Source organism: Streptococcus mitis (genome assembly GCF_005144795.1).
Classification (GTDB): domain Bacteria; phylum Bacillota; class Bacilli; order Lactobacillales; family Streptococcaceae; genus Streptococcus; species Streptococcus mitis_BB.
On the sequence record NZ_SWFJ01000008.1, the window covers coordinates 23,237 to 37,383 of the forward strand.

The window sequence follows — 14,147 nt, forward strand, 5'->3', positions numbered from 1 at the left end:
ATATTTTAAGGAGAAACTCTTAGAAAAATCGATACCTTTTTTTGACTTTTAATTGAAAATGGCTTTTTATGTTTTTATCTATTCTTCTATGATATAATGATAATAACAGTTAGGGAATTGTCAACTTTTAAGCGGTTGACTCATGAAAAGGAGCCCCATGAATAAGCCAGACATTGCATCCATTATCGATCTTCATTTTGAAGAATTAACAGATTTAGAGCAAGAAATCGCTCGTTATTTTTTGCAAGCTGAAACCATTCAAGATGACCTTTCCTCCCAACAGGTCACTCAAAAATTACATATCTCTCAAGCTGCTCTGACCCGCTTTTCTAAAAAGTGTGGTTTTACAGGCTATCGAGAATTTATTTTCCAATACCTGCACCAAGCAAAGAAACAGGAGACTCATTCTCACAATCATAGTCCTTTAACCAACCGAGTTCTTCGAAGCTATAGTCACATGCGGGAACAAACACAGGACTTGATTGACGAAGAACAACTAGAACGAATCGCCCAGTTAATCGAAGATGCTGATCGTGTCTACTTCTTTGGAACAGGTAGTTCTGGCCTTGTCGCCCGTGAAATGAAACTGCGCTTTATGCGTCTAGGTGTGGTCTGCGAGTCTTTGACAGATCAAGATGGCTTTGCCTGGACAACCAGCATTATGGATGAAAATTGTCTAGTACTTGGTTTCTCACTTTCTGGCTCAACTCCTTCTATTTTAGATAGTCTATTAGACGCGAAAGAGATGGGGGCAAAGACTGTACTCTTTACAAGTGTTCCCAATAAAGATAGTCAGGCCTATACGGAGACTGTTCTTGTAGCCAGCCACAGCCAGCCTTCCTACATTCAACGAATATCCGCTCAACTTCCTATGCTCTTCTTTATCGATTTGATTTATGCCTACTTTTTGGAAATCAATCGTGAAAGCAAGGAGAAAATCTTTAATAGCTACTGGGAAAATAAAAAACTCAATGGTTATCGTAAACAAAAACGTGTAAGAAAATCCTAGTTTGGTCTAGCCAAACTAGGATTGTTTTGTCTTAATACTCTTCGAAAATCAAATTCAAACCACGTCAGCTTCGCCTTGTCGTACTCAAGTACTGCCTACGGCTAACTTCCTAGTTTGCTCTTTGATTTTCATTGAGTATAAAATGATAATAAGCACCCAACATACCTGCTGTATTTTGATGATGAGCAAATTCTAATCGTGTTTTTTCAGCTAGGCTTGGAACCAAGGCTTCTTTCAAGGCTGTACGGATTTTGGGTTTGAGGATTGCCTCTTGTCCCATAATACCGCCACCGAGAATGACTACTTCTGGATTGGCCACATAGCAAATATTTGCCAGACCTTTTCCTAGATAGTCTACCATACGGTCAATACCAGCCATACAAATCTTGTTACCTTCAGTGGCTTCCTTAAAGATGCGTCGGCCATTCCACTGATCAACATCTTCTCCATGTGCTTCAGCTACATATTTTACTAAAGCTGTGGTAGAAGCCAAATCTTGGAACGCTCCATCCTGCATATGCATATAACCAACTTCGCAGGCTGAATTGCTAAAACCATGGAAGACTTTCCCATCCATAATCAAGCAACCACCGATACCTGTTCCAATAGTCAAGCAAAGGGTGACACTCGCTCCCTTTCCTGAACCAGATACTGCCTCAGCCAGACCTGCACAGTTGACGTCATTCTCAATTTCACAAGGAATCGCAAAGCTAGTCTCGATTTCCTTTTTGAACTGGGTGCCTGCATAGTTAGGGATTTGAGGCCCAGCATAGAAAATCTCACCCTTATCAGGATCCACCATTCCTGCAGAAGAAATGGCAACACCTGCTACTGGGCCTTGTTCTAAATAACTGGCTACGATATCTTTGGTCTTTTGTAAGATATGAGGTCCACCTTTATGCGCCTCTGTTGGCATTTCATGCGATTCAACAAGTTGACCTTCTTCGTCGATCAAACCATATTTGATGTTGGTTCCACCGATATCAATTGCAACGTAGTGTGTCATAAATACCTCCTTATGGATTAGAGGAAGCGCTCCTTGGTTTCACGAATCAAGGCTGCAGCTGCTTCTACAACTGGACGATCTTCTTCAGTCACTGGTGTCAATGGTGAACGAACAGAACCAATGTTCAGTCCTTCATTGAGCTTCAAGACCTCTTTGATGACACCGTACATATTTCCATGTGCAGAAGTGAGTTTACCAATGATAGCGTTGATAGCATACTGCAATTCACGTGCTGTTTCCAAGTCTTTGTCAGCAATCAATTGGTTGAGTTTCAAGAAGAGTTCTGGCATAGCACCATATGTACCACCGATACCAGCTTTTGCTCCCATGAGACGACCACCTAAGAACTGCTCATCTGGACCGTTGAAGACGATATGGTCTTCGCCACCAAGGCTCACAAAAGTTTGGATATCTTGAACTGACATAGAAGAGTTCTTCACACCGATAACACGTGGATTCTTCAACATTTCAGTATAAAGACTTGGAGTCAAAGCAACTCCTGCCAATTGAGGAATGTTGTAAATCACGTAGTCTGTATTTGGAGCTGCAGAACTGATATCGTTCCAATATTTAGCAACTGAGTATTCTGGCAAGCGGAAATAAATCGGCGGAATCGTTGCAATAGCATCTACACCCAAGCTTTCAGCATGGCGAGCAAGTTCCATACTGTCTTTGGTATTGTTGCAAGCAACGTGAGCAATAATGGTCAATTTACCTTTGGCAACTGCCATCACTTCTTCCAAAATCAACTTGCGGTCTTCAACGCTTTGGTAGATACATTCACCAGAAGAACCATTGACATAAAGACCTTGAACACCTTTATCAATGAAGTATTGAACCAAGGCACGTGTGCGCTCTGGGCTTACTTCTCCTTGATCATCATAACATGCGTAGAAGGCTGGAATGACACCTTCGTATTTTTTTAAATCTGACATAGATTTTCTCCTAAGTTTTCTTTTTTTCTGCTAACAGCAGGATTTATTCTTTACGTGTTTAGTATACACCGTGTGAAAAACGCTTTCAATATCTTGTGTACACTTAGATTTTAGTTTCGATATGAATTTTGAAATGTTTATGGCTTGAAAGTAGTTTCAGAAACAAGCCATGCTATTGGTATTTTGCGAAAATTTTCTCCATCAATCCAGTCTGGATAAAGACCAAGAGTCCAAACCCAAAAAGCAGGAAGGCTGAGCCACCTAAAAGTAAACTGAAGGCGGACAGATAAAGAACCATCACAATGAGAAAGAGAATAACTAACATGAGAAAGAACCAAGGAAAGTTAAAACTTGCCAAGATAAGTCCTTTTTGTAGCACTTCTTTCCAAGTCAAATCATAGCGCGCAGCGATGGGATAGCTAGCCAACATCACGATAGTGAGGAAGATAAGAACGCCTAGACAGATAGCTTTCACCATTTGGAAAGGCATAGCTGTCTGACCCCAAAAGAGATAGAGGTCTAGAAGACTTAATGAGACAATGCCCAACTCAAGCAGACCTAACTGAAGACCTAGTTTCAGATTTTGCTTGAAAGCTCTTAGATAGATTTTAAAGACAGGCACGCGTCTACTCTTCTTAATCTCAAACATAGTCTCGTAGAGACTAATTTTAGCCACTCCAATCGTCACGATGGGCAAACAAGAGACGACAAAAAGAAGATTGGCTGTCACGATATCCAAGACCTTCTCACTAAAACGCATGAGAAAGTTATCCGTATCAAATGCTGCCTTGATAAGGCTTACTCCTTTTTGTGCCATGTTTGCTCCTCCTGATTTTTTAATCAATCAAAATTTTAAAGAGATATTTGCGAACCTTCTCTTCCATACCTGCATAGCCATTTGGCTGGTGAGGTTCTCCTGGGAAGAAAATCGCAAAATTGTGATAACCCAACAAGAGTGGGTAATGTTCATGACAATGGACAAAGCCAATGTCACTTGCTTCGTCGAATGCTACTGCCTCGTCTTTGATACGTGAACCGTAACTCGAATATTCATGTCCTTCTACCAGCAAATGCAAATCTGCATAATTCTGATGATGCTCAAATTGATCATTTTCAGCTTGATTGAGGACATTTTCCTGAACAACTAGAAAGACCTTGTCCCCATCAATCTCATACTTTCCTAATTCGAAAGAATCCTTACGATGCTGGTAGAGATAGTCGATAGCCTTGTCTAAATTGGGATGAATTCCTTTGTAAAAGGTGATGTTTTTCAAATCGTCAAAAATCATACTCTTTCCTTCGTTTCTGATAGTTAACTAAAATCATTCTTAAGTTTATAAGTGTCTAACAAAATCTCTAAGGTAAGCAAATACCCAACATTTTGTAGACACTTATAACTCTGTATTCTATTATACTCAATGAAAATTGAAGAGCAAACTAGGAAGCTAACCGCAGGCAATACTTAAGTATGGCAAGGTGACGCTGACATAGTTTGAATTCGATTTTCGCAGAGTATTATCCTTTGACCGCTCCCATAGTAATACCCTGAGTGAAGGATTTTTGGAAGACAAGGAAGACTGTTACGATTGGCACAGCTGCAAGGGCAGCTCCTGCCATGATCAAACCATAGTTGGTTGCCATTTCAGCCTGCATAGTCGCAACACCGAGTGAAATGGTCAAATTGTTACGTGAAGTCAACATAACCAACTGCATGAAGTAGTCGTTCCATGTATTGATGAAGGTGAAGATTGCAAGGGCTGCAAATCCTGGTTTCACAATTGGGAAGGCTACGCTCCAGAAAGTACGAATCTCACCACAACCGTCGATTTTAGCTGATTCAAGCAATTCTGTTGGGATGTTTTCACTGAATTGTTTCATGAGGAAGACACCAAATGGCCATCCAATCAAAGGCAAGATAACTGCCCAAAGAGTATCATGGATTCCCATGAAGTTGACGATACGTACCAATGGTACAAGGACAACTTGTTTTGGAAGCGCCATGGCTGCAATGAAGATAGCAAAGAGAATGCGTTGGCCGTAGAAACGTTTTTTAGCCAATACATAACCTGCTAGAGATGAAGTCGCACAAACTAAGAACATGGTTACCAATGAGATAAACACAGAGTTCCACATCCACTGCATAGCAGGGTTTTGCACCATGAGTTGTTGGAAGTTTTCCATGGTGGGCATTTTAGGGAACCATTGTGGCGGAATCATAATGGTATCAGGCTGTGATTTGAAGGCCCCTGTCAAAATCCAGTAGAATGGAAAGATGAACAGCACGGTCAACAAGAGCAAGATAATCGTTGAAATAACAGTGAAAGCTGTTAAAGGTTTCTTTTGTGTAGATTGCATAGCTGTCTCCTTTCTTTAGTATTCTACGTCGTTTCCGAGTGCTTTAAATTGAACAAAGCTTACGATAGCAATCATAACTGCCAAGAATACACCGATGGTGTTGGCATAACCATATTCTGTCAATTGGAAGGCTTTTTCGTAAAGGTAGTACATAAGTGTACTTGTTGAGTAGTTTGGACCACCTGAAGTCAAAAGCTGAATCAAGGCGAAAACTTGGAATGAGTTGATTGTTGTGATGATTGCGATATAAAGAGTTGTTGGAAGAAGGCTTGGCCATTTAATCTTCCAGAACACTTGCAATTCAGTTGCACCGTCTACACGAGCCGCTTCAACCAGTGAATTATCAATATTACCCATGGCAGCGATGTAGAGGATAATTGGTTGACCAACTGAAGTTGTCAAGAGGATAATCATAATTGCCAGCAATGCCCAGTGTTTGTCTCCCAACCAAGAAATGTTTTGGCTGATGATGTGGCTTGACTTAAGGACAAAGTTTAGAATCCCTGATAGTGGATCATAGATCCATTTCCAAACAACTGTTACGGCAACACTACCTGTTACAACAGGAAGGAAAAAGACAAAACGGTAGAAGGATCTAGCAATGGCATTTTGATGATAGGTTTGCGACGCCACAAAGAGCGAAAAGAGAACAACAATCGGTACAGATCCAACAACCAAAATAACTGTGTTAATCAGAGATTTTGTAAAGACAGGATCTTTAAACATACGGATATAGTTATCTAAGCCCACAAATTCAAAACTAGTCATAGAGTAGTTAAAGAAACTTGTGATGAAGCCCATAATCATTGGTACTAAAACGAAGACAACGAAGAAGAATAAAACTGGCGCTAGGAAAGCATAAGAAATAATAGTTTCTCTCATACGAATTTTATTAACTTTCACTGTCGGCACCTCTCTTTCCTTTTCTTTTATTGATAATCTCCTATGAGAATGATGAAATACCTTTTAAATAAAAGCCCCTTTTCTTACACAAGTGTGCAAAGGGAAAAGGGGCTACAAAATCTGTTTAGGGTTTATTGTTTAGTAGCTTTTTTGATAGTTTCATTTGCTTTTTCGGTAAATGATTTCAATGCATCAGCTGGTTTTTGATCGCCATTTGAAACTGATTGCAACATTGGGAACCAAAGTGTTCTCATTTCAGCAAAACCATTGATAGTGTTGTAGTATGGTGAGTAGTATTGAGTCCAACCACTGATTGTTTCCATACGTTTGTCTTCATAAACTTTGCCAAATGAAGTACGAACTGGGAAAGCACCTGTACGAACAACGTCTTTTGGACCCCATTCTTTGTCATCTGCGATGAATTGAACGAATTTCTTAGATGCTGCAACTTTCTTGTCGTCCTTGTTGTTGAATACTGCAAATCCGTTTACAAGGTATTCAAGAGCTGGTTTACCTGAATCTGATGGGAATGGTACTTCTACCACTTCTACTTTACTTGCTTCCAAGAGTTTAGCTTGGATACCGTTTTGAGATGGTGCCCAAAGAATTGTGTAAGATGTTTGACCGTTGGCAAAGTTTTGGATATCTGCTCCACCGTCAAATTGTGAACCGTTATTCAACAAACCGTCTTTAATCCAGCTAGCTGCTTTTTCAAGACCTTTGACGAATTTAAGATCATCAGTTGTATATTTTGTTACATCTTTATCTGTTACAGAAGCTCCATAAAGGTTTGCAATGAAGGCACGTGTTCCTTGGTCTCCCCCTTGACCAGAACTGAACAATGAACCTGGTGTGTAGCCTTTATCTTTAAGCGCTTTCAAAACTTTTTCAAAATCATCAGTAGTCCAACCTTCTTTTACAAGGTTTGCAACTCCAGCATCTTCCAACATTTTCTTGTTCATGACCATGTAGAATGGTGCTGAACTGATTGGATACATATAAGCTTTGTCTCCAGCTTTACTTGCTTGTACAATGTTTTCATTGTTCACGTCTTTGACGAATTCGTCTGTGAAGAGGTCGTTCAGCTCAGCCAATTTACCGTTTTTACCGTATTGGATGATACGTCCTGGTGCGTCAAAAAGTACGTCTGGAGCTGTTCCTGCTTCGATAGCTGTTGTGATTTTTTCAGGACCTGACTTGAAGTCGATGGTTTCCAATTTCACTTTTACATCTGGATTTGCTTTTTCAAAAGCTTCGATGATTGATTTTTCATATGTTCCAACACCGTCACCAGTTTTTTCTTGAGTGAAGACTGGGAATGCCCACCAAGTGATTTCTGTTTTTCCGCTATCGCTACCAGATTTTGCAGCATCTTTACTTCCGCCAGAATTACCACATGCAGCAAGGCCAAGAACCGCAGCACCCGCAAGTACTGTACAAGCTAGTTTTCTAAATTTCATTTGTATTCTCCTAATTGATAAGCGTATCCATATTGGATAATGAGTTCTTTGTGTTTGTATACGTTTTCATTTTATCCGACGCATCCACCACTCTCCTCTGTTTTGAGATTGTGTTATTTGAGACCCGCAACAAAGCGTTCTGTGATCTCTTTTGGTCTAGTAATAGCGCCACCAACAACAATACCTCGCACTCCATATCCTAGGATTTGTTTGGCTTGTTCTGGTGTATGAATTTTTCCTTCTGCAATGACATCCACACCAGCATCACAGAGTTTTTTGATTAATTCAAAATCGGGACCATCCACCTTTGGACTGTAAGATGTGTATCCTGATAAGGTTGTTCCGACAAAGTCAATTCCTGCTTCAACGGCTGCCAATCCTTCCTCGAAAGTACTTGTATCAGCCATCAAGAGCTGGTTAGGATATTTTTCCTTAACCTGACGAATGAACTCTTGAATCTCCAAACCATCATAGCGTTCACGCTTGGTACAATCCAGAGCAATGACCTCGATGTCGAGTTCTGCTAATTCATCAACTTCTTTCATAGTAGCCGTGATGAAGGGTTCTTGTGGTGGATAATCTCGTTTTATTATCCCAATGATTGGAAGGTTTGTAACCTCCTTGATTTCCTTGATATCGCGAACACTATTTGCTCGGATACCGACTGCTCCACCTTGCTCAGCCGCTTTGACCAGCAAGGGAATGACTCCTCCCGCTTCTGTATAGAGCGGTTCGTGAGGAAGGGCCTGACAAGAAACGATGATTCCATCTTTGATTTGTGCAATCAAGGCTTCTTTAGTAATCTGTGGCATCCTCTTTCCTCCTTTTCTTTGTTCTTATGAGTTCATTATATATTATTTTTAAAGCGCTTTCAATACTTTGTAGTAGAATAGATTTCAGTTTCAAAAGTATTTTATAGAACAGCTGTTTCTGAAAGTAGTTTCAGCTCGGCCTTATTTTCAATTCACTTAGTACCTAAAATGATAAAAAGAGATAGCCATCTTTCAAATGGGCCATCTCTTTTATCATTAACGATGAGCAAAATTCATTTTATTCAAGACCTAGTCTAGTCTTCTTTTCGTTTCTTTCCTAATGTCAAGACAGATAAGAGACCTGCCACCAATCCTAGAGAAATAATGGTTGTATTTTCTTTACTTCCAGTATTTGGTAGCTCGTTTTGTTTAGCCGCTGGTGCTTGATAAGTAGCATCTTTTCCAAAAGATAACTTCTTAGCTGGACCTTCGTTTGCAGCTACTAAGACTGGTTTGGCTTCTCCCTTGTACTCTGGCACTTCATGGACTGCTGCCTCAGCGCCGTTGACACCTCCTTTATATTCAGGAAGGTCATTTGAAGCTGCCAAGACAAAATTAGCACCTCCGGTATATTCAGGAACCTCATTTGAAGCCGCCAAGACAAAATTAGCACCTCCGGTATATTCAGGAACCTCATTTGAAGCTGCCAAGACAAAATTAGCACCTCTGGTATATTCAGGAACCTCATTTGAAGCTGCTAGAACTGCATTTACGCCTCCTGTGAATTCTGGAAGTTCATGGACCGCTGCTTCAACCGCATTAACCCCTCCTGTGAATTCCGTTTCTTCTACTGTTGGAGCTGGATCTTTTCCTACTGTTGGTACGGGAACAATGTATTTAGGAGTTTCTTCAGTTACTGTAGCCTCCTCGTCACTAACTCCACCTGTAAATTCTGGCTTTTCTACTGTTGGTGCTGGATCTTTTCCTACTGTTGCTAGGGAGCCAGTGTATTCAGGAGTTTCTTCAGTTACTGTAGCCTCCTCGCCACTAACTCCACCTGTAAATTCTGGCTTTTCTACTGTTGGTGCTTCTTCTACTTCTGTCGCTAATGGGCCTGTATATTCAGGAACTTCTGACGCAACTGCTCCTTCTTCGCCATTAACTCCACCCGTAAATTCTGATTTTTCTACTGTTGGCGCTTCTTCTCCTGCTGTCGCTAATGGGCCTGTGTATTCAGGAACTTCTTCAGTTACTGCTCCTTCTTCACCATTAACTCCACCTATAAATTCTGGAACTTCATTTGTCGCAGCTTCGCTTCCATTTACACCATGAGTAATCTTAGAACCAACTACTGAAACAGGCAAATTATGCATACTTTCGATAGCTCCTTCTGCTAAGCCTGTAACTTTTTGACCAATATCCTCAGGATCTACTGTAAACAATAGAGTCTTTGTGTCATACTGCGTCATAAACGTAGCCGTCTTCCCATTTGCAAGCTGTAATGCTGGTGCTTGATTGACCAATACTTCTGAATCAAATTCCATGGCAATAATGCCTTGCCCCATATGAACTGCATGTGTAACTTTTGCTTCGGTTGGAGAAACCATATCCTTACTTAAGAAATCCCAATTGAATTTCTTATAAGACAAGGTATATTCGTTTTGGTTGTTATCTGCATGCTCATAAAGCAAACCAAATTCACCATTTCCAAGATCTTGCAAGGAGTTATAAGCAAATTTACCACTTTGAATTGGATTGTGCTTGAGCCAAGTTAGATCCCCATTCGCTTCCACTTGTGCGACGTGCACCAAACCATTATAACGTCCTGGACCACCTGCATTGCTGAGGACGATATACTCCTTACCTTCTTGCACAGTATGAATAGCTGACATTTGAACGTAGACATCTTTGACATCTGCATAGCGCTTCACATCTTTTTCCCAAGTTGCTCCACCATCTTTACTTGTAGCAACTTGAAGATCGCCTGTCAATCCACGCATGAAAAGTTTGAGATCTCCATTATTTAACTGAACTACGGTTGACTCCGTATTTTGAGCACCTGGATTATTCATGGTTGAAGAGTGAATTGTTTGGTTACCTACTGGACGGTTATCATTAACAGCTTCCCCTGCATGCCAAGTTTCACCATGGTCATCTGAGTAAATGACGCGTGAAGACTGAGAACCACTTAGATAGGATACGTTATTTGTCGTGTAGGCAGGGATAACAAGACGCCCTTTGTGAGGCCCTGAATGCAAGGCAATACCTGTACCAGGGCCAGTACCTAAGAAGTGCATCCAATCCTTACGAATGCCGTATGTTATATCTTTTGGTGCAGACCAAGTTTTACCATCATCGTCACTGTAAGACATCCAGAGATAGTTGGTATTTGAAACCCTAAAGATATTCTTGTCACTATACTCAAAGTAGATATTACCGATAAGTTCTTCGCCTTTGTAAAGGTCACCCTTATCACTGTATGCTGGCTTCTTAGGATCCACTACAACTCGGTATTCTGTTTTTCTATTTTCAGGATCGAAAACTTCACCATTTTCACGAATTGTATAACGTCCTGCATCACCTTGTTTGTACAAGATTTGGTAAACCTTGTCACCAATTTGCTCATAAGCTTGTGGTGCTTTTCCTGGAAGAGAAAATACAGCCTTACCTTCAAGGAACATATCATAGATGGCAAAGATTCGCTTCGTCTTTGGATCTTGAACTAGGGCCATGTCAATGTTGACTGGTGATGGCCATTCTGGATTCCTAGCCTTCTCATTATCACGAGGATTTGAGATAACAATTCTATTTCCCCAAGTTTTCCCCTTATCATCACTACGACGAACAACCATACCGATGTCACCCCAGTCAGAGTGATGCAAGCGTCTTTCATCAGTTCCAGCAATCAGAGTTCCCTTATCAGTTTTAAGTAGGGCTGGAATACGGTAGCTTGCAATACCATCTTTATTCGGTTTGCGGTTCTCCCCACCTTCAAAAACATCCAGTTTAGCAGTTACTTCTGCTCCTTCAGGAAGTTTCTTTTCCAACTCTCCTCTTTCAAAAAGTTGGCTACGTTTTTTAACTTCTTCTGGAGAAAGGGCACGATCATAAACAGTTAGATTACGGACTTTAAGATTAGCGCCCCAGAAGTTTTTTCCTGTACGCTTTGTTGTACCGATTTGCACATGGTTGACATCTGGCATATCTTGAATAAAACGACCAGACTGAGGACTTGTGCGCGACAAAACACCATTTACATAGACGCGAACCTGACCTTTTGGTTGGTCTGCATTTGGTCTTTCAACTGTAAAGGTTACAGAGTTCCACTGACCTGGCTTAATCTTCAAAGGAGCAGTTTTATAATCACCATAGAATTGGTTTCCATTTGCATCACGACCTTCAACGATAGCTGTGTTATCAAGGATGGCCATGGTGAAGTACTCATTTACTTTGGTATCACTAGAAACTGAAAAGAGGTTGTAAAAACGTGGAGCAGACGCATCTGGCTTAAATTCCATATGGATGGTCGCATTTTGAAGTTTTTGAAGCTTGTCGAGTTCCTCTTTCATGTCAACTCTTTGCCCATTTGAAGGATTGGTTTCTACATCTTCTTTTTCTACTACAGTGTTGACATTTTTTAACTCTCTAGCATAATAATCTCGAGGAATAACTCCCTCTTCTTCTTTATCTTGGTCCTTGTTACTTGCCTCTGTAGTTGCAGAATCTGTTTCTGGTTTATCAGCAGGAGCTGGTGTATTTTCAGCTGCAGGTTTATTTGTTGGAGTTGTCGCATTTGTTGGAGTTGTCGTCTCTGATTCAGTAGTCTCATTTTTCTTTAACTTATCCTGATCAACTTCCACACCATTGTCTTTCGCTGTTGCCAATTTTCCAGCTAATTCACTATCTAAATTTGCAAGACTGCCTGAAGAAGCTTCTTTTGGTAATTCTGATAAACCTTGATTATTATTTTCAGCAGCAGTTACAGTTGAATTTCCTTGTTCATTTGCCAATACAGGATTTACTCCAAACACTACTGCACCAATAGTTACAGAGGCTACACCCACTGTAAATTTACGAATGCCATATCTTTGTTTTCTATCAAAATTCTTTTGATTCATCTTTCTACCTTTCAATTTCACAAAAAATAAAGCGCTTTCTTTTTGCTTTAAAATTTTTACTCCCCATCATAGGAAAACACAAGAAAGCAATTAATAAACGAGAGTTGCTCTCCTTCTCTCTTTCAACATTTAGCTAGCTGCAATCCAAACAGTAGCTCTTTCACTCCTTTCCTAGACACTTTTTCTTTATTATACAATAAAGTCATAGGTTTATCTCGAGCTTGCCATAGAATAGATTTTACTTTCAGTAATATTTTAATATTTTAATATTTTTAAAAGTACTTTCAACATTTATAACAAAAAGAGAGCTACTGGGCTCTCTCATTCATCACTTTATATACTTAAAAGGAATCTCACTACCACAAAGCCAGTTGTAGACTTGGTCATTGACAAAGACATTCATGGCTTCGTGGGCATACTCAGGCATGATGCGATAGGCCTTATCGCAGGTGAGACGGTTGTAAATCGCAAACTGGGTAATAGGATAGCAAACATCGTCGTCCAAACCCGTAATCATCTTAACCTCACCCTTGATACGATGAGCAAGATTTTTCACATCGATATAGGCCAGGGTCGCCATGATCTCCTCCTCAGTTTCGTGGAAGGGATCGTGAAACTTGAAATAACGGAAAAGTTCGTCATAGGCTTCACTTGTATTACCAATCTCAAGCACTCGTCTAAAGTCTGACAAGAAGGGATAGATGGCAACTGTTTTCTGAATCCGAGGACTGAGCGCTGCTGCAACTAGGGCTAGAGCCCCTCCTTGCGAGGCACCATAGCTAGAAAGACGCTTCTCATCAACCTGAGGCAGACTAGCAATAATTTCAACCAACTGGTAAATATCCAGATAGACATCTTTATAAAAGAGATGCTCCCGACCTTCCACAGCCCCACGGATGATATGTCCTTTAACTGTATTTCCTATAGGAGAACGCAAGCCGTCTTGTGAATAGCCCGACTGGCCTCGAACGTCCATGGAAACAACACCGTAACCAGCCACAGTATAGGCTAGCATGTCAGCCCAGTCCCAGCCACGTCCCATATAACCATGGAAATGGAAGATTAGCGGAACCTTCTCCTCAGTCTTTGGAAAAACGACACGCGCATAGACCTTACCTTCATTGGTTCCTTTAAAGGTTAATTCATAGCACTTAACTTGAGGAATGTGGAAATCTCTTTCCTCCAACTGATAGGCTGGAAGATTGGAAACTTTTTTCACTTCTTCATCCCAGAAAGCATCAAAGTCTTCTGGAATCTCGTCCCGTCCTCTATAAGTCTTGATTTCTTCTAACAAAGCTGGATTTTTCATAATATGCTCCTTTTATTTTGTAATCGCTACCACAACTGTAGCATATCTAAGAAATCAATGCAAGAAAGAAGGGTAAATAGAAAGAGATTTTAGATTCTTTACTTTTAGGATAATGGGCTGAAAGTAGTTTTAGAAACGAAAAAAGAGCATTTCGCTCTTTCTTCTTCTGCTTAATCTTAATTTTTTGCTTCTTTATTTTGGAAAGTGGTTTGGTAATTTACTTTAATCGTTACTGTCATGTGAGAGTCCTCGTTTCTTTTTGATGACTCTAGTATAAAGGGCAAACCTGAAAGCTAGCTT

The 14,147-nt window shown here is 40.4% G+C and carries 11 protein-coding genes; 1 reads left to right on the forward strand and 10 read right to left on the reverse strand.

Annotation, left to right across the window (positions count from 1 at the left end; genetic code table 11):
* Window positions 1-157: 157 nt before the first annotated feature.
* Window positions 158-1,009: a MurR/RpiR family transcriptional regulator gene (locus tag FBF73_RS06445; protein WP_136937297.1), complete on the forward strand. Its 852-nt coding sequence runs from the start codon at window positions 158-160 to the stop codon at window positions 1,007-1,009.
* Between the two features lie 109 nt (window positions 1,010-1,118).
* Here FBF73_RS06445 and FBF73_RS06455 read toward each other — a convergent pair whose 3' ends face one another.
* The 10 genes from FBF73_RS06455 to FBF73_RS06505 all read right to left on the reverse strand — a co-directional run bounded on the left by FBF73_RS06455 (window position 1,119) and on the right by FBF73_RS06505 (window position 13,847).
* The gene (locus tag FBF73_RS06455) at window positions 1,119-2,015 is read right to left on the reverse strand and encodes an ROK family protein (protein WP_136937298.1); all 897 of its coding nucleotides are present in this window, start codon (window positions 2,013-2,015) and stop codon (window positions 1,119-1,121) included.
* A gap of 17 nt (window positions 2,016-2,032) precedes the next feature.
* The gene (locus tag FBF73_RS06460; protein WP_136937299.1) at window positions 2,033-2,950 is read right to left on the reverse strand and encodes a dihydrodipicolinate synthase family protein; all 918 of its coding nucleotides are present in this window, start codon (window positions 2,948-2,950) and stop codon (window positions 2,033-2,035) included.
* A gap of 172 nt (window positions 2,951-3,122) precedes the next feature.
* Window positions 3,123-3,767: a YesL family protein gene (locus FBF73_RS06465; protein ID WP_084927190.1), complete on the reverse strand. Its 645-nt coding sequence runs from the start codon at window positions 3,765-3,767 to the stop codon at window positions 3,123-3,125.
* Between the two features lie 19 nt (window positions 3,768-3,786).
* Window positions 3,787-4,239: a YhcH/YjgK/YiaL family protein gene (locus tag FBF73_RS06470; RefSeq protein WP_000575452.1), complete on the reverse strand. Its 453-nt coding sequence runs from the start codon at window positions 4,237-4,239 to the stop codon at window positions 3,787-3,789.
* A 226-nt stretch (window positions 4,240-4,465) separates the two neighbouring features.
* On the reverse strand, window positions 4,466-5,305 hold the full coding sequence (locus FBF73_RS06480) for a carbohydrate ABC transporter permease (protein ID WP_001192119.1): 840 nt from the start codon (window positions 5,303-5,305) through the stop codon (window positions 4,466-4,468).
* 15 nt (window positions 5,306-5,320) lie between these two features.
* Window positions 5,321-6,187 carry a carbohydrate ABC transporter permease gene (locus FBF73_RS06485; protein WP_169435193.1) on the reverse strand — a complete coding sequence of 289 codons (867 nt, stop codon included), beginning with the start codon at window positions 6,185-6,187 and terminating at the stop codon, window positions 5,321-5,323.
* Window positions 6,188-6,339: 152 nt separating this feature from the next.
* Window positions 6,340-7,668, reverse strand: coding sequence for an ABC transporter substrate-binding protein (locus FBF73_RS06490; RefSeq protein WP_136937301.1), 1,329 nt, complete (start codon window positions 7,666-7,668; stop codon window positions 6,340-6,342).
* A 113-nt stretch (window positions 7,669-7,781) separates the two neighbouring features.
* Window positions 7,782-8,480 carry an N-acetylmannosamine-6-phosphate 2-epimerase gene (locus FBF73_RS06495; RefSeq protein WP_001135679.1) on the reverse strand — a complete coding sequence of 233 codons (699 nt, stop codon included), beginning with the start codon at window positions 8,478-8,480 and terminating at the stop codon, window positions 7,782-7,784.
* Between the two features lie 254 nt (window positions 8,481-8,734).
* Window positions 8,735-12,538 (reverse strand): SIALI-17 repeat-containing surface protein, encoded by a 3,804-nt coding sequence (locus FBF73_RS06500; protein ID WP_136937302.1) that lies wholly within the window; start codon window positions 12,536-12,538, stop codon window positions 8,735-8,737.
* Between the two features lie 328 nt (window positions 12,539-12,866).
* On the reverse strand, window positions 12,867-13,847 hold the full coding sequence (locus FBF73_RS06505; protein WP_136937303.1) for an acetylxylan esterase: 981 nt from the start codon (window positions 13,845-13,847) through the stop codon (window positions 12,867-12,869).
* Window positions 13,848-14,147 lie beyond the last annotated feature (300 nt).